Raw genomic sequence first — 25,770 nt, 5'->3', positions numbered from 1 at the left:
GCTTACCCCGCCGGGTGGGTCAGATACTGCCGCCCGGCGAGAGCGTAAAGCCGACGTCTATCATGCGCGGCGTCACGGTTTCACCGCGTAACCGCGCCAGCAAGCGCTCCGCCCCAATCTGCCCCATCTTTTCACGCGGCGTGACGACGCTTGCCAGCCGCGGCTCCATCGACTGGCCGATGTCATGGCCGTGGAAGCCTGCCACCGCCATATCCTGCGGGATGCGCAACCCCTGCCGCTGGCACTCAAACACCGCGCCGACCGCCAGATCGTCATTGGTACAGAAGATGCTGTCGATCTCCGGGTACTGCTGCTGCGCCTGGCGCAACAACTCGCCACCGGCAGAATAGGACGACGAGCGCGTGGTCATCACACTGGCGGGCTGTAACCCCGACTCACGCATCGCCTGCTCGTAACCCTGGAATTTAATCAGCGTCCGCTCGTCCTGCCGCGCGCCGAAGTAGACCACGTGGCGGTGGCCGCGGGCGATGATCTGCTGGGTCATCTGGCGCGCTGCCTCAAAGTTATTGAACCCCACCGCCAGATCCAGGCAGGGCGACACGCAATCCATCAGCTCCACCACCGGAATGCCCGCCACCTCAATCATCTTCAGCGTGCGCAGCGTGTGCTGGCGCTCGGAGAGGATCAGCCCGTCAATATTGTAAGAGAGCAGTGAGGTCAGCCGCTGTTCCTCACGCTGCTGATGGTAGCCGTAGTGCGCCAGCATGGTCTGGTAGCCGTGCGCGTCGGTCACGCTTTCGATACCGCGCAACACTTCGGCGAATACCTGGTTGGTCAGGGAGGGCAGCAGCACGCCGATGGCGCGGCTTTTGGCGTTGGAAAGAATATCCGGCGCGCGGTTGGGAATGTAGCCCAGCTCATCCAATGCCGCAGAGATTTTTGCCTGTAATGCCTCGGAAACCTGTTCCGGGTTACGCAGAAAACGGCTCACCGTCATTTTGGTGACGCCGACGCGGTCGGCAACATCCTGAAGCACTGGCCTTTTTTTCTTCATTATCAACGCGCTAAGTAGAGGTGAGCGGGGCGTTAGTGTAGCAAAAAAAATGCCCCGGTGATATTGCGCGCCCGGCGTTCAGGGGGTGATTAAGCGCCCGCGCAGCGGGTCGCTGTTGCCGCCGCCTGCCAGCCGCTCCACCACCTGCCGCGCCAGGGTATCGAGTGAATAGGTAATGGCGGGCAACGGGGGTGCGCCGGGCAGCGTTTGCGAACCATCGAGGCTGAACACCATCATCTGTTGCGGCACCGCGCGCCGCAGGGCTGCCAGCGCGGCTATCGCCTCCCGCCCCTGGTGATCGTCCGTGACCAGCAACGCATTGCAGCCCGGATCGTGCCTGAGCAGCGTCGCCAGCGCCGTGGCCACCGGCTCATCCACCGTCAGCAGCCGCTGGCGGTGGTAAGGGATCAGGTGGCTTTCCAGCGCCTGCCGGTAGCCGAACAGGGTGTTTTCGGCGGCATCCCCCGCCGGGTAGTTAAGCAAGGCGATGTTGCGCCGCCCCTGCGCCACCAGGTAACGGGTGGCCGTCTCCGCGGCGAAACGGTGGTCAACGCCGATGCTGTTGGCGGTGGGCGGGGCCAGGCAATCGAGCAGCAGCACGTTTTCCGGCAGCGGCGGCAACGTGAAACGCGCGCCGATCACCACCATCGCATCGCACAGCCCGCGCCCCAGCTCACGCACCGCATGGGCCACGCCGTCAGGATCATTGGCGAACCGCAGCAGCAGGTGTTTGTTATGGCGGCGCAACTGCCCTTCCAGCGCATAGAGGTAACCGGTGCCCTGTTGCATATGTTCTGTGGCACAGATGACCCCGACACAGCCGGTGGACTGGCTGGTGAGTGACTGGGCAATCACGTTCGGCTGGTAGCCGAGGATCTCGACGGCCCGCAGCACCGCCTCGCGGCTCTCCTGCCGCACGCCCCGGCTGCCGCTCAGCACCCTGGATACCGTGGCTTTTGAAACCTGCGCCAGCCGTGACACATCATTGATATTGGCCATAGCCTGTTCCCCTTCTGCGGCCGCCCGCGCCGGACGTCAGCGCTGATAAAGCCTGACCATCTCTTCGATCAGTTCGCGCGCCAGAATAGCATTCATCAGGTGATCCTGCGCATGTACCATGATCAGCGTCATCGGCGTTTTGCCCTCCCCTGCGTCCTCCTCAATCAGCTGGGTCTGCACCCGGTGGGCGGCGTGGGCGTAGGTGTCTGCCTCTTTCAGCAGGGCCTGCGCCTGGTCAAAATTGCCTTCGCGGGCGGCATACAGCGCCTCGAAACAGAGGCTGCGCGTCTGCCCGGCGTTGACGATAATTTCCATGACGGTCGTTTCCAGATCTCTCATGATGCCTCTCCCTCAGTGGTGTTGGTGGTGTCAGTAAACCCATTATTGGCAGCCGTGGCCGCAAACCATTCGCCGCTTTTTTTCACCGTGCGCTGCTGGCTGGCGAGGTCGAGCTGCACCAGGCCGTAACGGTTTTTGTAGGCGTTGCACCAGGACCAGTTATCGATAAAGGTCCACATGTGGTAGCCGAGGCAGCGGCTGCCTTCGGCAATACCGCGATGCAGCCAGGTCAGGTGCTCACGCACGAACGCGATCCGGTAATCATCCTGAATCTGCCCCTGTTGCAGGAAGCGCTGCTCGTTCTCCACGCCCATGCCGTTTTCGGAGATAAAGCAGCGCGGGTTGCCGTAGTTTTCCCGCAGGTTGGTCAGGATGTCGTAAATGCCCGGCTCGTAAATTTCCCAGCCACGGTACGGGTTCATCTTGCGCCCCGGCATCTCGTAGCTCTCAAAGAACCATTCCGGCATAAATGGGCTGTCCGGGTTGACCAGGCTGTCGCGGCACTTGATGCGGCGCGGCTGGTAGTAATTGATGCCGAGCAGATCCACCACGCCGCCGGCCAGCAGTTCGCGGTCACCGTCACGGCACTCCGGCAACTGCCCATGCGCCTTCAGTAGCGCCACCAGGTCGTCCGGGTAGTGGCCGCGCAGCGCCGGGTCGAGGAAGCTGCGGTTAAACATCAGATCGGCGATATGCGCCGCCTTCACATCCGCCGGGTTCTGTGAGCGCGGGTAGGAGGGCGTCAGGTTCAGGATAATGCCGATCTGCGCGTCTGTGTGCGCCTGCGGCTGTTGCTGCCAGCGGCGGAAACGGCGCACCGCCTCCGCATGGGCCAGCATGGTGTGGTAGGCAACGGTGGCAGCGCGTTTGAAATCCACCACGTTCGGGTAGTGGAAATCGTAGAGGTAACCGCCCTCGACCGGCACCACCGGCTCATTAAAGGTGAACCAGTGCGCCACCCGATCGCCGAACAGCGCAAAGCAGGTTTCTGCGTAATCAGCATAGGCGGCCACCACTTCCCGGCTCTCCCAACCGCCCTCCTCCTGCATACACATCGGCATGTCGAAGTGGAACAGGTTGATAAACGGCGTAATGCCCTGCGCCAGCAGCTCATCAATCACCTGGTTGTAGAACGCCACCGCCTGCGGGTTCGGCTCGCCGCGCCCATTTGGCAGCAGCCGCGCCCAGGAGATCGAGGTGCGGAAGCTGTTATGGCCGGTGCGTTTTAACAGCGCGATGTCTTCGCGCCAGTGCTGGTAAAAGGTCGAGGTGGTCTGCGGGCCGACCTGTTGGTGAAAACGCCCCGGCTGCTCGCGGAACCAGCGATCCCAGATGGTTTCGCTTTTGCCGAAGTTCAGGCTCTCGCCCTCGGTTTGCGGCGCCGAGCTGGCGCTGCCCCACCAAAAATTGTCCGGAAACTGATAGTGCATGTTGTCCCTCACGTTACGTTGACGGCAAAAGCCGGAATCACTGGCTGACCGCGACACCTGCGCGTTCCTGTTGGGCGGTTTCCTGCTCCTGACGCAGCAGGGTGCGCTCGTAGGCTTTCAGGAACGGGTAATACATCACCGCGGAAAGCACCATACAGAACAGGCACATAATCACCGGGCTGAAGGCCCAGTTGGCGGCCCAGGAGGCCCCGATCGGCGCTGGGGTGGTCCACGGTGTCAGCGACACCACCTGCGCGACCCAGCCGAGTTTGGTGGCGATGTAGGCAAAGGTGGCATTCAGCATCGGCACCAGGATGAACGGCAGGAACAGCACCGGGTTCATGATAATCGGCGTGCCGAACAGGATCGGTTCGTTGATGTTGAAGAAGCTCGGCACCACGCCCATTTTGCCGATGGTGCGCAGGTGCACCGCCCGGCTGCGCAGCAGCAGGAACGCCAGCGGCAGGGTGGAGCCGACGCCGCCAATCAGCAGGTAGTGATCCCAGAAGCCCTGCAAATAGATGTGCGGCAGCGCGCCGCCGGCAGAGAGCGCACTCTGGTTCAGCGCCAGGTTGGTCATCCAGAACGGGTTCATGATGCCGGTGACAATCAACGCGCCGTGGATACCGGCAAACCACAGGATCTGGCAGATCAGCACTGAAATCAGGATGGCCGGCAGGGAGTCTGACGCCGACACCAGCGGGGCCAGCAGGTGCATAATCGCTTCCGGGATGATCATGCCGGTGGTGGACTGGATCAGCAGGTTAAGCGGGTGCAGCGTGGCGACGATGACGATCACCGGGATCAGGATCTCAAAGGAGCGCGCCACGCCGGTCGGCACCTCTTTCGGCAGGCGGATGGTGATGTTGCGCCGCTTCAAAAAGTGGTAGACCTCGGTGCAGTAGATGCCGGTCAGGATGGCGGTAAAAATGCCCTGGCCGGAGAAGTATTGCGTGGAGATCTGGCCGTCATGGTAGGGTGCGGCCACCAGCAAAAAGCCGCTCAGCGCCAGCAGCCCGGTCATGATCGGGTCAAGCTGGTACTGTTTGCCGAGGCTCGAGCCGATGCCGACCGCGATAAAGAAGGTCATCACCCCCATGCTGAGGTTAAACGGCAACATCAGCTGTTCGCGGTAGCGCAGCGAGAAGTCCAGCCAGGCGCGGGCAAAGCCGAGCGTGGTATCGGCGGCAAATGGCGGGAAGATAAACACCAGCATAAACGAGCCGATGATCATAAACGGCAGCGCCGAGGTGAAGCCGTCGCGGATGGCAATAATGTATTTTTGCTGACCCAGTGCACCGGCCAGTGGGGTAATTTTTTGCTCAATTACCTCCACCATCGCCTGATATAACCTGCTCATAACCCTACCCCGTTCAATCGTTCAAAAAGAAGAATCGGGCATGTTACCGCTATGCTGCATGCCATATTCCAGCCACGGCCTTTGGGCCGGGTTCTATTTGAAACAGACATGGAAACCGGTTTCCATCCTCACACCGGGAATTTGGGAGCGCTTTCAAAATTCTGCGAAATGCCCTGTTACCATTGTGAAGTGCTTCACGGATTGCGCTGAAATTTCAACCAGCCTATACACGGCAGGCTAACGGTGGGCAAGATGCGCGCCGGTCAGCGCGCAGAAAGGGGCAGACGCCAGGGGGCATCAGTACTTCATCAACACGACCAGATAGATCCCGCAAATAATCACCGTGACGGCGATAGCGACAATCATCGCGATCCGGCTGTCGGAGTTTTGCTTGTTTTTCCAGTTCACAATGCAGCCGCCGGTAATCAGGCTACAGATCCAGCTCATCACAGCAAATGTCATCAACATAAACGCTTATCTCCTTATTTTTGTTCTCACCAGTCAGTAATGGTAACCCTGTCATAGTGTTAGTTTAGCTGACTCTCCGCGTTGCGTTGGGCGGCGCTGGTTTTCACATAAGCTGCTTTATGAGAAGCAGTAGTGAACAATGCTTCAGTAAATAAAGATGCCGCATGTCACCTGAATTATTATGAGAATCATCTTATGCATTATTCTTAAAAATAGCGGCGTCTTGCCTATTTAATTTTAAATTAATTTAAATTTGAATTAATTAGATTTTAATAGAAAAAATAAACCAACATTACCCATTGTATTTATTGATAAAAAAATAAGTGATCTCCATAAAACCTTATTCCTGACAAATAGCCACCATTACTTTCTTTGTATTAGCATTCCCGCGATTTTTTGTCCTTCGATCTGTTGTTGTTATTTATTCCTGCCTGTTCGCGCATGGCAGGAAACCCCTGGTTGAAAATAAGATAAGGAACCGTATGCAACGGAAAATGCTTTCTCTTTGTATCGCCTTCGCTATCAGTACGCAGAGCGTGGCCGCCACCCCGCCTGCGGCGTCAGCGGATTGCCCTGCTGATCTTCAGACGTTAACCAAAGCACAACGGGACGCCCTGCCGGAATCGTGCCGGAAAGTGGCCCCGGCGGCAGCGCATTCAGAGCAAGGCAATGGGGCGCTGTGGGCCACACTCGGCAGCCTCGCTATTGCGGGCGCCGGGGTAGCCATCAGCGCCGCCGCCGGCGGTGGGGGTGATGATTCGCCGTCCGACCCGACCCCTACGCCCTCTAATGACCCTGATAAGACGCTGTTTGTCTATGGCAATGGCGTGACGCTGGATACCCGCGCCAAAACCCTGACCTTTGGTGAGCTGACGGTAAACAACCAAACCTATTACAATACGGCGTTTACCTACACGCCCTATGGCATCGACTACCAGTTAACCTCGCCGGATGGCAAAACGCTGATACTAAACGGATGGTATACATCCTATGGCGACCTGTTGCTGGAAGGCACCTACGGTGATGACAATCTGACGTGGACGTATAACGCTGCCGGCTACATGACACTGGAAAGCGCGGATACATTATCCCGTGGCCGGGCATCGCCGGTGCTGACTGCCCGCCTGACGGATGGCGCTGCCCGCGCGAAACGCATCGCCGTAACCGGTGTTCGCATCGGTACCGGCTTTACTGCCGGGACAGACGCGCAACAGGTGGTGTTACAGGATGCGTTGGCCAGCGGCCAGATCAACGAGCAGAACATCCGCTCCGCCAGCGTGGTATGGCAGGCGCAGGCCGATAAAGATGAACACGGCAACATCGACATCACCATGACCAAAAACAGCTACGCCGGGCTGGTCACTGACCCGCAGGCGAGTGGGGTCGCGCAGGCGCTGGATAAGGGTTACACCAATAACGAACTCTTCACCAGCCTGAACCTCAGCACGACGCAAGCGCTGAACAACGCGCTGAAACAGATCTCCGGCAACCAGGCGACCTCATTAACGCGTGAAGCCAGGGTGCTGAGCAACCGCTTCTCCATGCTGGCTGACAGCGCGCCGCAGTTTGGCAACGGGCTGGCATTCAATGTGGTAGCACAGGGCGACCCAAGGGCAGAACTGGGCAATGACACGCAATATGACATGCTGGCGCTGCGTAAGTCGTTGGCATTCGGCAGCAATCAGGCGCTGGAAGTGGAGTACGGCATCGCGCGGCTGGCCGGCAACGGCAGCCGGCAACCGGGTGACAACGGCGTGACCGGCGGTTACAGCCAGTTCTTTGGCCTGCAACATACGCAGCCGCTGGGTGATACGCTGATGTGGCGCAACGCACTGCATTATGACGTTCACTCGCTCGACAGCCGCCGCGCCATCCGTTACGACGGCATCAACAAAAGCAGTGATGCCAGCCAGCGTCAGCACGCGTTATCGTTCCGAAGCGAAGCCGCCAGGCCCCTGACGCTGGGTGAAAACCTGACGGTCACGCCGTTTGCCGGGCTGGCACTGCGCCATGTGATGGAAGAGGGATATCAGGAGCGCGGCGCCGGAGATTTTAACCTGAACATGGGCGCGGGCGCGGAAACCGCAGTAGATGCCGTGGCCGGGCTGAAACTGGCCTATGAGGGGCAAAACGGCTGGCGCGCGACGGCGCTGCTGGAGGGCGGGCCGAATCTGAGTTATCACCAACGCCAGCGCAGCGCATCACTGGCGGGCGCGGCGGGGCAGACGTTCCGGGTAGATGACGGCCAACAGGGCGGTGGTATCAATGGGCTGGCCCAAATTGGGCTGGCCTACCAAAGCAACGCCGCCACGCTGGGGCTGGATGCCTATCACTGGAAAGAGGATGGCCTCATGGATACCGGCTTTATGCTGAACCTTAGCCAAAGGTTCTGACGCATAAAAAAGGGCGATGCCTGCGCATCGCCCTTTACCTGTCCCTGCCTGTGTACCGTGTGGCTTACACCGGCGGCAGGTCAAACAGCAGCACTTCACTCTCTTCTGTCGCGCGGATGTCGAGATGCGGTTCATCCCAGACGGCGAACGCATCACTTTTCCCGGCCGGCTGGCCGTTGACCGTCACTGACCCGCGTACCACCTGAATCCAGATGCGGCGGCCGTTTTCGATCGCGTAGCTGTTTTGCTCATCCTGGTTCAGCGCCCAGCGCCACAGCGTCATGTCCTGGAACACTTTCAGCGAGCCGTCACGCGCGTCCGGCGACAGCACCAGCTGGCGGCCCTGCGGGGCGTCGAACATCCGCTGCTCATAGCGCGGCGGCAGGCCCTGCGTATCCGGGATAATCCAGATCTGGTAAAGGTGCAGCGGCGCATCGTCGCGGCCATTGTACTCCGAGTGTTTCACCCCGGTACCGGCGCTCATGATCTGGAACTCACCGGCATGGATCTGCTCTTTGTTGCCCATGCTGTCCTGATGCTCAACAGTGCCGGAGAGCACGTAAGTCAGGATTTCCATATCTTTGTGCGGGTGCGTACCAAACCCCTGGCCGGCATCGATAACATCCTCATTAATCACCCGCAGGGCGGAGAAGCCCATAAAGCTCGGATCGTAATAATTCGCGAATGAGAAGGTGTGCCAGCTGTCCAGCCAACCATGATTGGCGTGTCCGCGTTCTTGTGCTTTACGTAAGTAAATCATGTTCAATTCTCCTCAATGTTTTCACTTAGTCTAGCGGCGGGCCGGGAATATGAAAGCGCAAAAACTTAACGCCTCTGGTCAAAAAAAGTGAATGACTTTTCGAGGTTTGCGCAGGGAAATTGGGCGAGGGGGAAACAGCAGGCAAAAAAAAAGCCAGCACCCGAGCTGGCTTAAAATAATACTGGAAGCAATGTGAGCAATGTCGTGCCTTCGCAGGGAAACCTCAGCATGTCAGTGCGGTCTCCCCGGAACGCATGACAATAATAATCATTATCATTCGTATCTGTAAAGTATTTTTTTGCCCAATTTTTGGCTTGCACAAAAAAATAAAGCAGATAATTTAAGGGGTTATTATCACGCCCTCAACAAGGAGCCTGTTATGGAGATCACTGTCCGCCACGCCATCCCGGAAGATGCCGCTGCTTTGCACCGCCTTTACAGCGAGCCGGCGCTATACCGTGATACGTTGCAACTCCCCTACGCACCGCTTGCCCGTTGGGAGGAACGCCTGAAAAACCCTGCCCCGGATACCTGCAACCTGGTCGCGCTGCTGGACGGCACCCTCGCCGGGCAACTGATGCTGAGCCATAACCTGACGCCACGCCGCCGCCATGTGGCGACGTTCGGCATGGGCGTGTCAGTGGAGTATCAGGGGCATGGCGTCGGCAGCCGCTTGCTGGGGGCAGCCATCGATCTCTGTGACAACTGGCTCGCGGTGCGGCGCATCGAACTGACGGTTTACACCGATAACCACGCAGCGCTGGCGCTTTACCGCAAATTTGGGTTTGAGGTGGAAGGCACCAGCCCGCAATTTGCCATGCGCGATGGCCTGTTCGTGGATGCCTACCATATGGGCCGGCTGAAAGGGGGCCACTGACGCAGATGCCCACATCGCGGCGGATAGCGGCTCAATCGGCGCTTTTCGCCGCCATAAAGCAAAAAGCCACCGGCAATCCCGGTGGCTTTTTCAATGCATTGATGCCGGCTTACAGCCCGGCAACCTCACGGATATAGCGGCGCGCTTTAACGGCGTATTCAAACGGGTTGGCCAGCGCCGGGTCTTGCTCCGCCTCAACCACCATCCAGCCTTTATAGCCGCGCTGGTCCAACAGCGTGAACACCGGGCGGAAATCAATGACCCCGTCGCCCGGCACCGTAAAGGTGCCCATGCGAACGCCGTCCAGGAAGCTGCGGCGATGCGCCCGCACGTCAGCGACTTTCTCATCACGTACATCTTTCAGGTGGATATGGTTGATGCGCGGCAGATGTTTTTCCAGTACGTCCATCATCACCTGCTGGGAGCCTTCGGAGTAGTAGAGGTGGCCGGTATCAAACAGCAGGTAGACATCGTCATTCACCAGCGCCATAAAGCGATCAATCTCGGCCGGGGTCTGGATGGCGGTGCCCATATGGTGATGCAGGCAGACCTGCATCCCCTTCTCCGCTGCGATCTTCGCCAGTTGGTTATATCCGTCCGCCACCCGCTGCCACTCTTCATCGGTAAAGTACGGCTTCTCATCAAACACCGCTTTGGTGGTGCACTGGATGCTTTTGCTCTGCTCGGAACAGCCAATCACCTTCGCGCCCATTTCATGCAGGAAATTCATGTGGTTGACGAACTCGTCAATGGTCTTCTCTTTCTGGCCATCGGCGAAAAAGGTGCTGAACCAGGCGTTGCAGATGCGGATGCCGCGCGCGTCCAGCATCCGTTTCAGCAGCGCGGTATCACGTGGGTATTTGCTGCCCACTTCACTGCCGGTAAACCCGGCCAGCGCCATTTCACTGACGCACTGCTGGAAAGTGTTTTCACTGCCCAGATCCGGCATGTCGTCGTTGGTCCAGCCAATCGGCGCGATGGCCAGTTTGATGTTGTCTTTGTTCATGGGTAAGCCTCCCCCACCCGCAGGCAGGAAAACGTTATTTGACCAACAGTTCCCGCTCGATGCGCTCGCGGGTTTCGACAGCCTGATATTTCATCTTTTCCGGGTAACCAAACAGCGACGCCGCGATAATCGGCTCGCCGCCGACCTTGAAGGTTTTATTGGCGAAATCCATCTCACGCAGGGTTTTGAACAGCGTGTCGAAGTCCACTTCCCCTTCACCGATGCCGACGTGCTGATGCACCGCGGCATCCACCCCCGGCGGGTTGACGATGTAACGGCAATGTTTGGTGTGGTTATGGGTGTCAGCGATCAGCACGTGGGAGAGATCGTCCCCGGCGTAACGCAGCATGTTCGCCACGTCGCCCACGCCTTTGTCATAGAAGAAGGTGTGCGGCACGCTGTAGAGGTATTTCACATGGTCACTGCGCAGGGATTTCACCAGATCGCAGGTTTCGTTGTTCAGCTCGCAAAAATCCCACGGGTGGGACTGGATTTCCATGCGGATGCCTTCACGTTCGATGATCGGCAGCAGCTCCTCCATCGATTTGTACCACAGCTCCTCACAGATCTCCGGCTCGTTCGGGTTACCGGCCAGCTCGGTGTTGATCACCTGCACGCCCATCTCGACGGCAATCTCAATCATGCGTTTCCAGTTCTTCACCGCCGCCACACGGCGATCCTCGCCGGGGCCGGACCAGCGATACACCACGATAAACGACGAGATCTCGACGCCGGTGGCCTTCAGCGCATTGCGGTACTCCGTCATCACTTCACGGCTGGCTTTCGGGTGCTTGTAGAACGGGTTAATCTGCGGGTGTGGCGACTGCTCAATGTAGTTGTAGCCCCACTCCGCTACCTGATGGACCATTCTGGTAATGCCCATATCTTTGATGACGTCGACATCAAACGCGATTTTCATGGTGTCTCCCTAAGTCAGTGTGGCAGCAGCCGGGCCGCAGGCAGCAACCCGGCAAAATAAGGTCAGCCCGCCGGCTGGTTATAAAAGGCCGGGCGCGGCGGCATGGTCACCGGCACGATCTCGCCGCTCAGCTGCGCGGCCACGCAGGCATCGGCGGTGACGGCAGCGGCGTAACCATCCCAGGCAGACGGCCCGGTGAGCTGCCCGGCCAGCACGTCATTGATAAAGCCCTGCAACTCGACGTCATAGGCGTCGATGAAGCGATCTTTCCAGTCCATAAGGATCGAGGTAGAGAGTTTTGCCTCGCTGCGCAGTTGCACCGAAGAAGGCTCCGGCAGGCGCGCGATGCCGGTTTCACCCACCACCTCACACTGGATGTCATAGCCGTAACGGCAGTTCACGAAGATCTCGACGTCAATCCGCGTGCCTTTCGCCGTTTCGAACAGCACGATCTGCGGATCTTTCAGGTGGCTGTAGGCATTGGACGTTCTGCGCGGGAACACCACCTGCACCGACACGTAGTCGTCATCCAGCAGCCAGCGCAGCACGTCGATTTCATGGATCAGCGTGTCGGTGATCGCCATATCCGTGGTGTAGCTGTCACCCACTTCCGGGTTGCGGTGGGCGCAGTGCAGCATCAGCGGCTCGCCGATCTGGCCGCTGCCGATTACCGCTTTCAGCGCGCGGTAGCCGCTGTCATACGGGCGCATAAAGCCGACCTGCACCAGCCGTTTGCCGTGCCGTGCCTCCGCTTCCACAATGCGTTTGCAGCCTTCCGCCGTCACCGCCAGCGGCTTCTCGCAGAACACCGGCTTACCGGCCTGGATGGCAGACAGCACAAACTCTTCATGGCTCGGCCCCCAGGAGGTGACCAGCACCGCATCGACGTCCGGCGCGTTGATCAGGTCGTGCCCGTTTTCATAGACTTTGGCCTCGAGGCGCTGGTTGATTACCACCTTTGCCGCATGGTCAGCATTGATGTCGTTTACCGCCACGACACGCCCACCCTGAAGCACTTTGTTGCAACGGCGAATATGTTCCTGGCCGATCGCACCGGTGCCGATAACGCCAATATTCAATGACATAGTGGAAACTCCTCTGGATTCAGATCAACGGGCTGCCCGCCCGCATACGTTTTCTTCATCGCATACGGCTTAATTGCGTTTAAGGGTGTAAAAGGCGTGACGCGGCTTATCCGGGCAGCCGGGGCTGCCCGGCGGCTCAGTAGTCGCGGGCCTGGCTGATGTTTTCGTTCAGCATATCGGCCACCTGCCGGATACGGGGGCTGTCTGACACCTGCGCGCCGCCTACCCGCCACCAGCTGAAATACTTGTGCACCATGGTTTTCGGCAGCACTTTGATGTCGATAAGCGTGGAGACGGTTTGCTTGCGCGCATCCTCCAGCGCCTCGCGCAATTGCGCATAGGTGGTCACGCGGTAGGTTTTGCAGCCATAGGCCTGCGCCAGCATGGCGAAGTCCACCGGCACGAAGCCGCCGGTCAGGCTATTCGTCTCATGGTCACGGAAGCGGAATTCGGTGCTGAAGCTGTCCATGCCGTGCTCCATCTGCAAATTGTTGATGCAGCCGTTGGTCATGTTGTCGAGCAGTACCACATTGATTTTGCAGCCTTCCTGAATTGAGGTGACCAGTTCGGAATGCAGCATCATGAATGAGCCGTCGCCCAGCAGGGTGTATACCTCGCGGTGCGGCTCCGCCAGTTTGACGCCCAGCGAGGCGTTCACCTCATAGCCCATGCAGGAGTAGCCATATTCCACGTGGTAGCCGTTGATGCCGGTGGTGCGCCAGACGCGCTGCAAATCGCCCGGCAAACTGCCGGAAGCAGCCACGATCACCGCATCTTGCGGCAAACATTCGTTCAGCGTGCCGAGCACTTTGCTTTGCGTCAGCACAGAGTTTGTCTGTTCAATAAATTCGGCGAACACCGCCTTACGGTCGAGATGGTCGTCGATTTCCGGTACAAACGCCTCGCCGCTGTACTCCACCTGATAGACCCGGTCTACTTCACGGTAGAGGCTTTCGCGCGCCGTGCGGATCGCATCGCCCCAGGCGGCGTGGTAGCCCGTGGCAGCCAGCCGCGGTGTCAGGGCTTCCAGCGCCTCACGGGCATCCGCCAGGATCTGTACGCCGTCGAGTTTGCCGGCATCAAACGCACTGACGTTGATGTTAAGGAAGGCCACCTCCGGGTTCTGGAAAATCCATTTCGAGGAGGTGGTGAAGTCGGTGTAACGGGTGCCGATACCTATCACCAGATCGGCCTCTTTGGCCAGCGTATTGGCGGCCAGGCTGCCGGTTTCACCGATGCCGCCGAGGTTCAGCGTATGCTCAGAGAGAATCGCGCCCTTGCCCGCCTGGGTTTCCGCAAACGGGATGCCGAAGCGTTCGGCAAACTGTTGCAGCGCGGCCGCGGCCGCGCCATATTTCACCCCGCCGCCGCACACGATCAACGGCTTGCGTTTACCGGCCAGCAGGGTGAGCGCATCCTGCATCATGCCCTCAGTCGGCAGGCGGCGATCCATACGGTGCACGCGTTTCTGGAAGAAATAATCCGGGTAGTCATAGGCTTCGCCCTGCACATCCTGCGGCAGGCAGAGCGTGACCGCACCGGTTTCCGCCGGGTCAGTCAGCACACGCATCGCGTTGATGCAGGCGCTCATCAGCTGTTCCGGCCGCGTAATGCGATCCCAGTATTTGCTCACGGCGCGGAAGGCGTCATTGGTGCTGATGCTGAGGTCATGCGGCTGCTCAATCTGTTGCAGTACCGGGTCAGGCTGGCGGGTGGCGAACACATCTCCCGGCAGCAGCAACAGCGGGATCCGGTTGGCGGTGGCGGTGGCGGCAGCCGTCACCATATTGGCCGAGCCCGGCCCCACCGAGGCACTACAGGCGTAGATTTCACGGCGCAGCTTCTGCTTGGCGTAGCCAATGGCCGCATGGGCCATGCCCTGCTCGTTGCGTCCCTGATGCACCACCAGCCCGCCGCGGTCCTGCTCCAGCGCCTGGCCCAGCCCCAGCACGTTGCCGTGGCCGAAAATGGCAAAAATCCCTTTGACGAACTTGTGCTCCGCCCCATCCACCAGGACATATTGGTTATCCAGGAACTTAACCAGCGCCTGCGCCATCGTGAGTCTCGTCTTAGCCATTGTTGTACCCTTCCTGTTTGCGTTGTCTGGTGGCACCGGGCCGTAGAGCGGCTGCTTTTTAGCCCGTCGGGGTGAAACGTGGAGCGATTATAAACAAATTTTTTTTCCACAAAATCCCATTCCAGAAGAAACATTTCATTTTGCGAGAGAGATCAAAAAATGAAATAAAACGTCCATTCACCGTTCTGCCACAACCCTGTTACCCATACATGACAATTCAAGGGGTTATCCCAGGCAGCAGCCGGGTTTCCCTACGCAGGGCACTGAGGTGCGGCACGGGGGGCTTCTCCAGAAAAACGAGACATGACGCGGCTTCCGGCCTTGTTTTGATGAAAAATTATTTACTCTCTTTGGCCGTTGTTTTATCCCTCTCACAATTCTGGTTTTCAAGTTTCATTCTTTCTTGTTTTTGAAATTTTTATTCCTCATACTGCGGAAAAATGCTTCTTCACCCTTTCAAAGAAGGAATCTGGTATGGCGACACACCCAAAACAGCTGGATGTCATCTGTATTGGCCGCATCGCGGTTGACCTTTACGGCCAGCAGATCGGCGCCCGGCTGGAAGATATGAGCACCTTTTCCAAATATCTCGGCGGTTCATCCGGCAATGTGGCCTACGGCACAGCCATCCAGGGGCTGAAGTCCGCCATGCTGGCGCGTGTTGGTGATGAGCATAACGGCCGTTTCCTGCGTGAAACGCTGCAACGGGCCGGCGTAGACACGCAATACCTGATCACCGACACCCAGCGCCTGACCGCGCTGGTGATGCTCGGCATCAAGGATGAAGAGACGTTCCCGCTGATTTTCTACCGCGATAACTGCGCAGACATGGGGCTGGTGCCGGACGATATTGACGAGGACTACATCGCCTCTGCCCGCGCCGTGGCCGTGACCGGTACCCACCTTTCACACCCGGACACCCGCGCTGCCGTGCTGAAAGCGCTGGATTACGCCCGCAAACATGGCCTGCGCACCGCGCTGGACATTGACTACCGCCCGGTGCTCTGGGGGCTGACCTCGCTGGGCGACGGTGAAACGCGTTTCATCGAGTCCGGCCCGGTCACCCGCCAGCTCCAGCAAGTGCTGGACAAGTTTGACCTGATTGTCGGCACCGAAGAGGAGTTCCATATCGCCGGCGGCAGCACCGATACCCTGACGGCGCTGGCCAACGTGCGCCGCCACAGCCAGGCAACGCTGGTGTGCAAACGCGGCGCACAAGGCTGCTCGGTGTTTGAGGGCGCGATCCCGGAGGGGTGGGATCAGGTCAAACTGCATTCGGGCGTCCAGGTGGACGTACTGAATGTGCTGGGGGCAGGCGATGCCTTTATGTCCGGCCTGCTGCGCGGCTACCTGAATGATGAGGGCTGGGATCAGGCCTGCCGCTACGCCAATGCCTGCGGCGCGCTGGTGGTGTCACGCCACGGCTGCGCCCCGGCAATGCCGACCAAAGAGGAACTGGACGATTACCTGAAACGTGACCGCGAAGTGAAACGCCCGGATCGCGATGCGCGCCTCAACCACCTGCACCGCGTCACCACCCGCCAACAGGCGTGGCCGGAGCTGTGCGTGTTCGCCTTCGACCACCGCAAACAGCTGGAAGAGATGGCCGATGACGCGGGTATCAGTTACCAGAACATCCCGCCGCTGAAACAGTTGCTGTTACAGGCCGCCAGGGAAGCGGCCGCCGAGGCCGGGCTGGCGCACAACAGCGGCATCCTGGCAGACACCACCTACGGCCAGCCGGCGCTGAATGCTATTACCGGCCAGGGCTGGTGGATTGGCCGCCCGATTGAAATGCCCGGTTCACGCCCGCTCCGGCTGGAACACGGTAATCTTGGCTCGCAGCTGGTGAGCTGGCCGCTGGAACATGTCGTGAAATGCCTGGTGTTTTACCATCCGCAAGACCCGGCGGCCCTGCGCCAGGAGCAAGAAGCGCAGCTGCTCGACGTATGGCGCGCCTGCTGCCAGAGCGGCCATGAACTGCTGCTGGAGGTGATTCTGCCGGAAGGGAGCGCTGATAAAGATGAGCGTTTCTATGTGGCGTCACTGTCGCGCTTTTATCAGCTCGGCATTCAGCCTGACTGGTGGAAACTGCCGCCGCTCTCCGTCGCCGGCTGGACACAGGTGGGTGAGGTGATTGAGGCTAACGACCCGCATTGCCGTGGGGTGGTGATTCTCGGCCTGGATGCACCGGAAGCGGAGCTGAAAGCGGGCTTTGCCCAGGCAGCCGCCGCACCGTGTGTGAAAGGGTTTGCCGTCGGGCGAACTATTTTCGGCCAGGCGTCACGCCAGTGGCTGCAGGGCGAACTGGATGACGCCGCGCTTATCCGGCAAGTGAAACAGAACTACCTGACGCTGATCGGCTACTGGCGGGACGTGCGCCCGCTGCCGGATGCGCTGAAACAGTAGCGGGTTGAAACGGCTCCTGCGGGGGCCGTTTTTTATGGCCTGCCACTGTGCATTTTTGTTATTTTTTGAGCAATCTGTGAGCCTTTTCAAGGTCCGATGAAATAAAGCTGGGGATCTGCCACATTAAATGAAATTTTCGATTCGTCTGGTAGAATAGCCGCAATGAAAACATGTTTCGTTTTCCTGATCCCCTGTCTTCTCTCTGTGAGCCACTGACATGACTAACCCGACCCAACTCTCGTTGTTACAGGATGAGATCCGCCGTCGCTACGACACGCTGAGCAAGCGCCTGAAGCAGGTGGCCCGCTATATTCTTGATAACAGTAACAGCATTGCCTTTGACACCGTGGCCTCAATCGCCGCGCAGGCCAGCGTGCCGCCCTCGACCCTGATCCGTTTCGCCAATGCCTTTGGTTTCAGCGGCTTTAATGAGATGAAACAGGTTTTCCGCCAGCATCTGATGGAAGAGACGGTGAGCTATACCGAGCGTGCGCGCCTGTTCCGCCAGACTTCCACCGAAGAGAATAACGTCCCGGAAAAACCGGCTGAGATCCTGAACGTCTTCACGATGGTGAATGCACAGGCGTTGCAGCAACTGGCCATGCAAATCAGCCCGGACCAGCTTGAAAAAGCGGTCGATCTGCTCAACAACGCCGACACCATTTATGTGATTGGCCTGCGCCGCTCCTTCAGCGTGGCCTCTTACCTCACCTACGCCCTGCGCCACCTGGAACGCCGCGCCTTCCTGATCGACGGGCTGGGCGGCATGTTCACCGAGCAGCTCAGCATGGTGAAACCCAAAGATGTGGTGATTGCCATCAGCTACTCGCCATACGCACAGGAAGCGGTGGATCTGGTGCAACTCGGCGCGAAACAGGGCGCGCAGCAGATTGCGATAACGGACAGCCAGGTCAGCCCGCTGGCCGCTTTCAGCGATGTCTGTTTTGTGGTGCGTGAAGCACAGGTAGACGGTTTCCGCTCACAGGTTGCCTCGATGTGCCTCGCCCAGACCCTCGCCGTCTCCCTGGCGCTCACTAACGCCCGTCACGGCCCCGTCGACGCCCTGAACGCCCAGCCCGCCAAATAGGGCAGCAAACCGGCCCTCTGACAACCATAACGGCCACCCTGGGGTGGCCGCTTTTCGTTGGGTCACAATCATGCGTCAAACGCGATCCGGCTTGAAATGCGCGATCACCCTTTGGGATAGTGATCGCTGTTGATCCAGGCGTGATCTTTTTCCCAGGTGAATTTCCATTTCCGTACCGGCCCGGCCATCACGTTAAGGTAGTAACTGTCGTAACCGGCCAGGGTGGCGACCGGGTGGTAACCACGCGGCACTTTCACCACATCGCCGTTATAAACGGCCATGCACTCATCCAGGGAGCGGTCATCCGTGTAGACGCGCTGCATACAGAACCCCTGCGCCGGGTCGAGCCGGTGATAATAGGACTCCTCCAGATAGGTTTCGTCCGGCGAGTTTTTGTCATCATGCTTGTGGCTCGGGTAGGAACTGGTATCCCCTTCAGCGGTATACACCTCCACCACCAGCAAGCTGTCGGCGGGTTCGCTGTCAGGCAGGATGTTATGTACCCGCCGTTTGTTGCGCCCCTTACCGCGATGCTCTACGCCGACCTCTTCCGGCGAAATCAGCCGTGCAGGGAGCGAACCGGCTGAAGGTGAACGACACACCGCCAGCTCCAGGTCGCTTTCGGCCAGCACGTTCACTCTCTCATGGTGCGGCACATAGACCGAATAGGGCGGCACCCGCTCAAACGGGCTCATGCGTTTGCCGATATGCGGAAACTCCGCTTTGCTGGTCGAGACAGAAGCCAGCCCGGCCACCAGCACCAGGCAGAGTTCATTGCCGTCACTTTGCAGCGTCAGCGACTGGCCTGCGTTGAGCTGGTAGACGTCAAACCCGACATACTCCCAGCCGGCATTCTCTGGGGTGACGTGCTGGACGCGCCCCTGCGCGTCCGGTTTCTGGCATTTGGAAAGCAGTGAAGACATCGTTCCCTCCTTTACTGTCGGTTAACTGTCGTCTTGTCCGTTCACTTAGCCCAGCGTCGGCATACTGTATTCAGACACCGTTTGCTGGCCGGTCGGCCAACGGGCGGTAACGGTTTTCATGCGGGTATAGAAGCGCACGCCGTCATTACCGTGGACGTTCAGCGCGCCGAACACCGAGCGTTTCCAGCCGCCGAAGCTGTGGAAAGCCATCGGTACCGGCACCGGCACATTCACGCCGACCATGCCCGCCTGCACGCTGCTGACGAACTCGCGTGCGTAGCGGCCGTTGCTGGTGAAAATAGCGCTGCCGTTGCCGTATTCATGGCCGTTTACCGTCTCGATGGCGGTCTGGTAGTCCGGCACCCGCACAATGCCCAGTACCGGCCCGAAGATCTCTTCGCGGTAAATCACCATCTCCGGCGTCACGTGGTCGAACAGTGTGCCGCCCACGAAGTAGCCGTCCGGCGCACCCGGCACCTTGTAGTTGCGGCCGTCGGCCACCAGCGTGGCTCCCTCTTCCACCCCTTTGTCGATGTAGCCCAGCACTTTTTTCTGGTGATCTGAGGAGACCAACGGCCCCATCTCGTTTTCTTCACCGCCCTGTTGCAGGCCGGGCCCCACCCGCAATTGGGCAATCAGCGGTTTGAGTTTTTCCACCAGCTTATCGGCGGTGCTGTCACCCACTACCACGGCGATCGGCAGCGCCATGCAACGTTCGCCCGCTGAGCCGAACGCGCCGCCCATCAGGGCATTCACGGTGGCGTCCAGATCGGCATCCGGCATGATGATGGCGTGGTTTTTCGCCGCGCCGAACGCCTGCACACGTTTACCGTGGGCGCTGGCGGTTTTGTAGATATATTCCGCCACAGTGGAGGAGCCGACAAAGCTCACCGCCTGCACGCGTGGGTCGGTATAGAGTTGTTCGGCATGTTCATTGGCGCAGTGCACCACGTTGAATACGCCGTCCGGCAGGCCCGCTTCTTTCAGCAGTTCCGCCATGCGGACGGAGGCAGACGGCACCAGTGCCGGTGGCTTCAGCACAAAGGTATTACCGCAGGCCAGCGCAATCGGGAACATCCACATCGGCACCATCGCCGGGAAGTTAAACGGCGTAATGCCCGCCACCACCCCCAGCGGCTGCTGCATGGAGAAGCTGTCTACGCCGCTGCCGACATCCGGCGAGTATTCGCCTTTGATCAGGTGCGGAATGCCGCAGGCAAACTCAACCACTTCCAGCCCGCGGGTCAGTTCTCCCAGTGCGTCGGAGTAGACCTTGCCGTGCTCACTGACGATCAGTTCAGCCAGTTCATCACGGTGCTGCTCCAGCAGGGCTTTGAAGTTGAACAGGATGCGGGCGCGGCGCAGCGGCGTGGTGGCGGCCCAGGCCGGGAAAGCCTGGTGTGCCGTTTCAATGGCCGCCAGCACCTCTTCGCCGGTGCTTTGTGTGACTTCACGATCTGCCTTGCCGGTTGCCGGGTTATAGACCGGCAGCGTCTGGTTGCTGGTGCTGACGCTGGTTTTGCCGCCAATAAAGTTACCCACGATGTTCATGTCTCACCCTCGTTATGTGATCGGTGGAGCCGGGCAGTGCCGGGTTTGCGGGGGCATAAACCGGTGTGCACCCTGCACGCCCGGTTCAGCCGCTGTTGGCAAAAACTCTATTTCATTGAAAAAAAAGTTTCAAATATTTTATTTTGGAATGTTTTATTTTAGCGGCACACCTCGCAAAAATGTGAATGTGACCAAGAAAGTGCAGGCAGCTTTGCGAGCCCCTTTCCAGGGCTTCGTCCAGCATTCACAAAAAGTTAACAGAGCCGCGCGCCTGCTGGGAGGACAACGCCTATGCAGGCCGTGGATTTATCCTGGAAGCTGGCTCGCATGTTGCAATGGTGTTGCGTGAAAAGCCGATGAATTTTTTGAACCGTGTCTAAAAATCAATATTTCATTATTTTAAATTTATGGAATAAATGTTCTTTTAAAACCCGGAAGCGTGGGTTCCCTCACGGCACGAATTACCCTGATGTTCCTCACAGCACGCGAGCCACTGTCGTGCGCGCAAACGGAGTCTGTATGGTCATTCAACGAAAGCATAATACCGGGTACATCCTGCGCATCTGCGCCATCGCCGCCCTCGGGGGCATCCTTTTCGGCTATGACACGGCCGTGATCTCGGGGGCGATTGAATCCTTAAAGATTTACTTCCAACTGACTCCGGCTGAAACCGGCTGGGCGGTGTCGAATGTCGTGATCGGCTGTGTGGCGGGGGCCTTCTGTGCCGGCGGCGTGGCGGCACGCTGGGGGCGTAAAAAAGCGCTGATGCTGGCGGCCGTGCTGTTTACCGTGTCCGCCGTTGGGGCGTCGCTGGCCCACACCTTCACCGGGTTTGTGATTTTCCGCATCATCGGCGGCGTGGCCGTCGGGCTGGCGGCCACGGTGTCACCGATGTACATGTCAGAAGTGTCGCCCAAAGACATGCGCGGCCGGGCGTTGAGTATGCAGCAGTTCGCCATCGTGTTCGGCCAGATCCTGATTTTCTATGTGAACTACAAAATCGCCAGCATCGCCACGGAACAGTGGCTGGTCGACATGGGCTGGCGCTGGATGTTCGCCTCCGGCGTGCTGCCCTGTGTGTTGTTCTGCATTTTGGTGCTGTTTATTCCTGAATCCCCGCGCTGGTGTGCCATGACCGGGCGTGATGAGCAGGCGCTCACACTGCTCTCCCGGCTTTCGAACCCCACCCATGCCGCCCATGTGCTGGCGGAGATTAAGGAATCACTGCGTCAGGATGCACAGCAACACAGCGCCCGGCTGAGCCTGCGGGACGGCAATGTGCGCTTCATCCTGTTTGTCGGCGCGATGATTGCGGTGCTGCAACAGGTGACGGGTGTGAACGTGATGATGTATTACGCGCCGGTGGTGCTGAAAGAGGTGACCGGCAGTGCCGAAACAGCAATGTTCCAGACCATCTGGATCGGCGTGGTGCAACTGGCCGGGTCCGTTATCGGCGCGTCCCTGATGGACCGCATGGGCCGCATCCCGTTGATGCGCGCCGGAACAGCCGGGGCGGTCATCGGCCTCCTGATCACCTCTTATGGCCTCTACACCCAGGACAGCGGCTACATCGCGCTGTGCGGCATGCTGTTCTTTATGACGTTCTATGCGCTCTCCTGGGGCGTCGGCACCTGGGTGCTGATCGCTGAGGTGTTCCCCAACCGGATGCGGGCGCAGGGCATGAGCCTGGCGGTGGGCGCCATGTGGATCGTGAATTTTGTGGTGTCACAGTCGTTCCCGATGGTCAATGACCACCCTTACCTCTTCTCCCATTTCCACGGCGCGTTCCCGATGTGGGTCTTCGCTGGGCTCTGCGTATTCAGTTTCTGGTTTATTTCCCGCTATGTACCGGAAACCAAAGGTGTCTCTCTGGAAAAAATGGATGATGTGATCCTGGCGAAGCGCGACCGCCGGCCGCTGACGGCCCGGCAGCCCCCCGCCGCGCAGGACACGTCAACGTCAACCTCGTCATAACGCTACCGCGTATGGAGTAACAACATGGCTATCGCGCAACATCGTTTTTGTATCAACCGTAAAATTGCCCCCAACCTGAGCCTTGAGCAGTTTTTCAGGGTGGTGAAGAAATGTGGCCTGAATAAGGTGGAGTTACGCAATGATATGCCCAGCGGCCAGGTCACGGACGGCCTGAGCACCGGCGAGGTCAGGGCGCTGGCGCAGCAATACGGCATGGACATCATCACCATTAACGCGCTGGGCCGCTTTAACCTCGGGGCGGAGCGCGACAAGGTCTGGGCCAATGCAGAAGCAATGTTGCAGGAAGCGCAGGCGATCGGAAGCCGTGGGCTGATCCTCTGCCCGCATTGCAGCGCCGGTGATGCGCGCAGCGCGGAACAGAAGCAGCAGGAAACACTTCAGGCGCTGATCGCCCTTGCGCCGCTGTTCAAACAGTATGGCGTGACCGGGCTGGTGGAGCCGCTGGGTTTCGGCATCAGTTCACTGCGCTCCTCATTGCTGGCCCAGTCCTTGATCCGGGATTCAGCCGCGCCTTATAAACTGGTGATCGACACCTTCCACCACCATCTGGATGAGGTGGATCAGGCCGCGTTTGATCAGCAAATGGCGATGGAGAGCATCGGGCTGGTGCATCTTTCCGGCGTGGAAGACCCGCGTGACAAATCCCTGCTGACCGATGAAGAGCGCATCATGCTGAGCCAGGGCGACCTGCTGAAAAGCAAACAGCAGGTGGATAACCTGGAACGGCTGGGGTATCAGGGGATCTATTCGTTTGAGCCGTTCTCCTCGGTGCTGGAAAACTGGCAGGAAGCGGATATTGAGCGTGAAATCAAACAAAGCATGGCGTTGATTCAGGGCTGAGGCCACTCGTCAGCTGAGGCCGTTATTGGCGTGATCTGACTGCCCGGCCGCTGTTATGGCCGGGCATTTCTGCGCTGTGCGTGTCAGGCGCGGGGGGAGCGTGTCAGACGAGGTGTGGCAGACGAGATGTGTCAGGCGAGGCGCGTCAGGCGAGGTATGTTTTCAGCGCCTGTGCCGCCTGCGACAACGCCATTTTCACCGCCGGCACCTGGCTGAGCGGGTTCAGCAGCCCGTAATCATGGATCAGGCCGTTATAGCGCACCAGCGTGGTTTCCACCCCGGCTTCATTCAGCTTGCGCCCGTACGCCTCGCCCTCATCACGCAGCACATCAAATTCCGCCACCTGAATCAGGGCGGGCGGCAGCCCGGCAAGCTGGTCAGGCGTGGCCCGCAACGGCGACGCGTGCAGCTCCACGCGCTTGCTCTCATCCGTGGTGTAGTTGTCCCAGAACCATTTCATCATGTTGCGGCTGAGGAAAAAGCCTTCCGGGTAAGACTGGTAAGATCCGCTGTCAAACGCGGCATCCGTCACCGGCCAGAGCAGCAGCTGGAAACGCACATGCGGCGCGCCCTGCTCTTTTGCCATCATCGCCACCACCGCCGCCATATTGCCGCCGACGCTGTTGCCCACCACGGCCAGCCGCCCGCCATCAAGGTTCAGCTCTGCGCCGTGGCCCGCCACCCAGCAGGTCGCGGCATAGGCCTGATGAATAGCCACCGGATATTGCGCCTCCGGGGAGGGCATGTAGTTAACGAACACGGCCGCCGCGCCGCTCTCCACCACCAGATCGCGCACCAGCCGCTGATGCGTCGGGAAATCCCCCAGCACCCAGCCGCCACCGTGGAAGAACATAAATACCGGCAGCATACCCACCGCCCCTGCCGGCCGCACCACGGTCAGGCTGAGATCGTGCCCGCCGCTGTTCACGGTGCGCTCCGTGATCTCCACGCCGGAAAGGTCGACCGCTACGGCGTTCTGCGCATCGGTCAGCACCTGCCGCGCCGCTTCCGGTGAGAGCTGCTCCATCGGCGGGCCACCAGCAGCGTTCAGCTGGCTGAGAAACTGCTCAATATGGCGGTCGGTCGTGGCCTGTTCCGGGGTTATCGCGTTGCTCATGATGTTCTCCTGGGAAAGTGGGACGGGTGAAATCAAAAGATCAGGCGGCCTGAGCGCAGTGTGCAGGCTCAGGCCGCCCGTATGGCGTGGGGTGACGCCGGGTCACTGTTCAATAACGATTTTGCCCATATGCTGGCCGGAATATTCGTAGTTAAAGGCGTCTGCCAGTTCCTCAAGGGCAAAGGATTTGTCGATAAACGGCGTGACGCGGTTGGCGTCCAGCGCGCGGATCATCTCCTGCTGATGGCGGCGGCTGCCCACGGTGATGCCGCGCAGCGCCGCCTGTTTGGCCATCAGCTGGGCGGTGGGCACATCACCCGCCAGCCCGGTAAAGACGCCAATCAGCGCGATATGGCCGCCGATGGCTACCGCATCGATGGAGTTCGCCAGCGTGCCCGGCCCACCGATTTCAATCACATGGTCAACGCCGCGGCCGCCGGTCAGTTCCCAAATCTGTTTGCCCCAGTCCTGGTGCTGACGGTAGTTCACCCCGGCATGCACGCCCATCGTTTTCAGGCGTGTGAGTTTTTCATCAGATGAGGAGGTGGCAAAGACGCGTGCGCCCATCATCTGGGCCAGTTGCAGCGCAAACAACGACACACCACCGGTGCCGAGGATCAGCACATCGTCCCCCGCTTTTAACCCGCCGTTGACCACCAGCGCGCGCCAGGCGGTCAGCCCGGCGGTGGTAAGTGTGGCAGACTGCGCATGGCTCCAGCCCTGCGGCGCAAGGGTGAAGAACCGGGCCGGGCGCACCACCCAGGGCGTAGCATAGCCGTCAATGCCGTCGCCCGGCGTGCCGGAAAACCCGGTCACCGGGCAGGGGCCATCTTCCCAGTCCGGGAAGAAACAAGAAACCACATGGTCGCCCGCTTTCAATGTGGTGACGCCCGCACCGACGCTCTCTACCACGCCCGCGCCATCAGACAGCAACAGCCGCCCGGCCTCTGAGGACATCATCCCGGCCGCTACCGCGTAATCATGGAAGTTAAGGGAGTTGGCGTGGATGCGCACCCGCACCTCACCCGGCCCCGGTTCGCCCGGTTCCGCTACCTGTTCAATCACAATATTTTCGATACCGGGCGTTTGCCCTCGTTTGGCTGCTTTCATTGGATACCAC

The 25,770-nt window shown here is 59.4% G+C and carries 20 protein-coding genes and 2 pseudogenes; 7 read left to right on the top strand and 15 right to left on the bottom strand.

Annotated features, from left to right (window positions below):
• Positions 1-19: 19 nt before the first annotated feature.
• From gntR to JK232_RS03870, 6 genes are all read right to left on the bottom strand, one after another.
• Positions 20-1,015: a gluconate operon transcriptional repressor GntR gene (gntR, locus tag JK232_RS03895; protein WP_101827759.1), complete on the bottom strand. Its 996-nt coding sequence runs from the start codon at positions 1,013-1,015 to the stop codon at positions 20-22.
• A 78-nt stretch (positions 1,016-1,093) separates the two neighbouring features.
• Positions 1,094-2,014, bottom strand: coding sequence for a LacI family DNA-binding transcriptional regulator (locus tag JK232_RS03890; RefSeq protein ID WP_101827760.1), 921 nt, complete (start codon positions 2,012-2,014; stop codon positions 1,094-1,096).
• A gap of 36 nt (positions 2,015-2,050) precedes the next feature.
• Positions 2,051-2,353, bottom strand: a complete 303-nt coding sequence (locus JK232_RS03885; RefSeq protein ID WP_175558133.1) for a PTS lactose/cellobiose transporter subunit IIA — start codon at positions 2,351-2,353, stop codon at positions 2,051-2,053.
• Positions 2,350-3,783: a glycoside hydrolase family 1 protein gene (locus tag JK232_RS03880; protein ID WP_165699057.1), complete on the bottom strand. Its 1,434-nt coding sequence runs from the start codon at positions 3,781-3,783 to the stop codon at positions 2,350-2,352. The genes JK232_RS03885 and JK232_RS03880 overlap by 4 nt, the downstream gene beginning before the upstream one ends.
• Before the next feature lie 37 nt (positions 3,784-3,820).
• Entirely contained in the window at positions 3,821-5,143 is a 1,323-nt protein-coding gene (locus JK232_RS03875) for a PTS sugar transporter subunit IIC (RefSeq protein ID WP_072927562.1), read from the bottom strand.
• A 297-nt stretch (positions 5,144-5,440) separates the two neighbouring features.
• Positions 5,441-5,611, bottom strand: coding sequence for a hypothetical protein (locus tag JK232_RS03870; protein WP_165698454.1), 171 nt, complete (start codon positions 5,609-5,611; stop codon positions 5,441-5,443).
• Between the two features lie 482 nt (positions 5,612-6,093).
• On the opposite strand from JK232_RS03870, the pseudogene JK232_RS23115 reads away from it, so the two are divergent.
• Together JK232_RS23115 and JK232_RS22995 are read left to right on the top strand one after the other, a co-directional pair.
• A pseudogene (locus tag JK232_RS23115) lies at positions 6,094-6,669 on the top strand (BigA/YdbA N-terminal beta-barrel domain-containing protein); the annotation flags it as partial.
• A 69-nt stretch (positions 6,670-6,738) separates the two neighbouring features.
• Positions 6,739-8,004, top strand: a pseudogene (locus tag JK232_RS22995) (autotransporter outer membrane beta-barrel domain-containing protein); the annotation flags it as partial.
• Between the two features lie 64 nt (positions 8,005-8,068).
• Here the strand turns inward: JK232_RS22995 and JK232_RS03860 are convergent.
• Entirely contained in the window at positions 8,069-8,764 is a 696-nt protein-coding gene (locus JK232_RS03860; RefSeq protein WP_072927565.1) for a pirin family protein, read from the bottom strand.
• Positions 8,765-9,143: 379 nt separating this feature from the next.
• Here JK232_RS03860 and JK232_RS03855 point away from each other — a divergent pair, with 379 nt between their 5' ends.
• The gene (locus tag JK232_RS03855) at positions 9,144-9,641 is read left to right on the top strand and encodes a GNAT family N-acetyltransferase (RefSeq protein WP_101827763.1); all 498 of its coding nucleotides are present in this window, start codon (positions 9,144-9,146) and stop codon (positions 9,639-9,641) included.
• Between the two features lie 109 nt (positions 9,642-9,750).
• Here the strand turns inward: JK232_RS03855 and iolE are convergent, their stop codons facing one another.
• From iolE to iolD, 4 genes are all read right to left on the bottom strand, one after another.
• Positions 9,751-10,647, bottom strand: a complete 897-nt coding sequence (iolE, locus tag JK232_RS03850) for a myo-inosose-2 dehydratase (RefSeq protein ID WP_101827764.1) — start codon at positions 10,645-10,647, stop codon at positions 9,751-9,753.
• A 34-nt stretch (positions 10,648-10,681) separates the two neighbouring features.
• Positions 10,682-11,566 carry a sugar phosphate isomerase/epimerase family protein gene (locus JK232_RS03845; RefSeq protein ID WP_072927571.1) on the bottom strand — a complete coding sequence of 295 codons (885 nt, stop codon included), beginning with the start codon at positions 11,564-11,566 and terminating at the stop codon, positions 10,682-10,684.
• A gap of 62 nt (positions 11,567-11,628) precedes the next feature.
• Positions 11,629-12,651: a bifunctional inositol 2-dehydrogenase/D-chiro-inositol 1-dehydrogenase gene (iolG, locus tag JK232_RS03840; RefSeq protein ID WP_072927573.1), complete on the bottom strand. Its 1,023-nt coding sequence runs from the start codon at positions 12,649-12,651 to the stop codon at positions 11,629-11,631.
• Between the two features lie 136 nt (positions 12,652-12,787).
• Entirely contained in the window at positions 12,788-14,728 is a 1,941-nt protein-coding gene (iolD, locus tag JK232_RS03835; protein WP_212588845.1) for a 3D-(3,5/4)-trihydroxycyclohexane-1,2-dione acylhydrolase (decyclizing), read from the bottom strand.
• Positions 14,729-15,202: 474 nt separating this feature from the next.
• Between iolD and JK232_RS03830 the strand changes: the two genes are divergently transcribed.
• Positions 15,203-17,137, top strand: a complete 1,935-nt coding sequence (locus JK232_RS03830; protein WP_212588844.1) for a bifunctional 5-dehydro-2-deoxygluconokinase/5-dehydro-2-deoxyphosphogluconate aldolase — start codon at positions 15,203-15,205, stop codon at positions 17,135-17,137.
• A gap of 217 nt (positions 17,138-17,354) precedes the next feature.
• Entirely contained in the window at positions 17,355-18,224 is an 870-nt protein-coding gene (locus JK232_RS03825) for a MurR/RpiR family transcriptional regulator (protein ID WP_072927578.1), read from the top strand.
• A 104-nt stretch (positions 18,225-18,328) separates the two neighbouring features.
• Here JK232_RS03825 and iolB read toward each other — a convergent pair whose 3' ends face one another.
• Complete coding sequence (gene iolB / locus JK232_RS03820; protein WP_212588843.1) at positions 18,329-19,147, bottom strand: 5-deoxy-glucuronate isomerase; 819 nt, start codon at positions 19,145-19,147, stop codon at positions 18,329-18,331.
• Between the two features lie 45 nt (positions 19,148-19,192).
• Entirely contained in the window at positions 19,193-20,698 is a 1,506-nt protein-coding gene (locus tag JK232_RS03815; protein ID WP_072927581.1) for a CoA-acylating methylmalonate-semialdehyde dehydrogenase, read from the bottom strand.
• Between the two features lie 519 nt (positions 20,699-21,217).
• Between JK232_RS03815 and JK232_RS03810 the strand changes: the two genes are divergently transcribed.
• Both JK232_RS03810 and JK232_RS03805 read left to right on the top strand, forming a co-directional pair.
• The gene (locus JK232_RS03810) at positions 21,218-22,672 is read left to right on the top strand and encodes a sugar porter family MFS transporter (RefSeq protein ID WP_212588842.1); all 1,455 of its coding nucleotides are present in this window, start codon (positions 21,218-21,220) and stop codon (positions 22,670-22,672) included.
• A 24-nt stretch (positions 22,673-22,696) separates the two neighbouring features.
• Entirely contained in the window at positions 22,697-23,533 is an 837-nt protein-coding gene (locus JK232_RS03805) for a TIM barrel protein (RefSeq protein ID WP_072927584.1), read from the top strand.
• Positions 23,534-23,678: 145 nt separating this feature from the next.
• Here JK232_RS03805 and JK232_RS03800 read toward each other — a convergent pair whose 3' ends face one another.
• Both JK232_RS03800 and JK232_RS03795 read right to left on the bottom strand, forming a co-directional pair.
• On the bottom strand, positions 23,679-24,653 hold the full coding sequence (locus JK232_RS03800; protein WP_420847728.1) for an alpha/beta hydrolase: 975 nt from the start codon (positions 24,651-24,653) through the stop codon (positions 23,679-23,681).
• 99 nt (positions 24,654-24,752) lie between these two features.
• A complete protein-coding gene (locus tag JK232_RS03795) occupies positions 24,753-25,760 on the bottom strand; it encodes a zinc-dependent alcohol dehydrogenase family protein (protein WP_072927588.1) in 1,008 nt (335 codons plus the stop codon).
• Positions 25,761-25,770 lie beyond the last annotated feature (10 nt).

The organism is Nissabacter archeti, assembly GCF_018257325.1.
Lineage (GTDB): Bacteria > Pseudomonadota > Gammaproteobacteria > Enterobacterales > Enterobacteriaceae > Chimaeribacter > Chimaeribacter arupi.
This window is presented reverse-complemented; position numbering and strand designations above follow the sequence as displayed.

Excerpts from the sequence above, each read along its gene's own strand:
- gntR (WP_101827759.1), bottom strand. The coding sequence starts at position 1,015 with ATGAAGAAAAAAAGGCCAGTGCTTCAGGATGTTGCCGACCGCGTCGGC.
- JK232_RS03890 (WP_101827760.1), bottom strand. The coding sequence starts at position 2,014 with ATGGCCAATATCAATGATGTGTCACGGCTGGCGCAGGTTTCAAAAGCC.
- JK232_RS03885 (WP_175558133.1), bottom strand. The coding sequence starts at position 2,353 with ATGAGAGATCTGGAAACGACCGTCATGGAAATTATCGTCAACGCCGGG.
- JK232_RS03880 (WP_165699057.1), bottom strand. The coding sequence starts at position 3,783 with ATGCACTATCAGTTTCCGGACAATTTTTGGTGGGGCAGCGCCAGCTCG.
- JK232_RS03875 (WP_072927562.1), bottom strand. The coding sequence starts at position 5,143 with ATGAGCAGGTTATATCAGGCGATGGTGGAGGTAATTGAGCAAAAAATT.
- JK232_RS03870 (WP_165698454.1), bottom strand. The coding sequence starts at position 5,611 with ATGTTGATGACATTTGCTGTGATGAGCTGGATCTGTAGCCTGATTACC.
- JK232_RS03860 (WP_072927565.1), bottom strand. The coding sequence starts at position 8,764 with ATGATTTACTTACGTAAAGCACAAGAACGCGGACACGCCAATCATGGT.
- JK232_RS03855 (WP_101827763.1), top strand. The coding sequence starts at position 9,144 with ATGGAGATCACTGTCCGCCACGCCATCCCGGAAGATGCCGCTGCTTTG.
- iolE (WP_101827764.1), bottom strand. The coding sequence starts at position 10,647 with ATGAACAAAGACAACATCAAACTGGCCATCGCGCCGATTGGCTGGACC.
- JK232_RS03845 (WP_072927571.1), bottom strand. The coding sequence starts at position 11,566 with ATGAAAATCGCGTTTGATGTCGACGTCATCAAAGATATGGGCATTACC.
- iolG (WP_072927573.1), bottom strand. The coding sequence starts at position 12,651 with ATGTCATTGAATATTGGCGTTATCGGCACCGGTGCGATCGGCCAGGAA.
- iolD (WP_212588845.1), bottom strand. The coding sequence starts at position 14,728 with ATGGCTAAGACGAGACTCACGATGGCGCAGGCGCTGGTTAAGTTCCTG.
- JK232_RS03830 (WP_212588844.1), top strand. The coding sequence starts at position 15,203 with ATGGCGACACACCCAAAACAGCTGGATGTCATCTGTATTGGCCGCATC.
- JK232_RS03825 (WP_072927578.1), top strand. The coding sequence starts at position 17,355 with ATGACTAACCCGACCCAACTCTCGTTGTTACAGGATGAGATCCGCCGT.
- iolB (WP_212588843.1), bottom strand. The coding sequence starts at position 19,147 with ATGTCTTCACTGCTTTCCAAATGCCAGAAACCGGACGCGCAGGGGCGC.
- JK232_RS03815 (WP_072927581.1), bottom strand. The coding sequence starts at position 20,698 with ATGAACATCGTGGGTAACTTTATTGGCGGCAAAACCAGCGTCAGCACC.
- JK232_RS03810 (WP_212588842.1), top strand. The coding sequence starts at position 21,218 with ATGGTCATTCAACGAAAGCATAATACCGGGTACATCCTGCGCATCTGC.
- JK232_RS03805 (WP_072927584.1), top strand. The coding sequence starts at position 22,697 with ATGGCTATCGCGCAACATCGTTTTTGTATCAACCGTAAAATTGCCCCC.
- JK232_RS03795 (WP_072927588.1), bottom strand. The coding sequence starts at position 25,760 with ATGAAAGCAGCCAAACGAGGGCAAACGCCCGGTATCGAAAATATTGTG.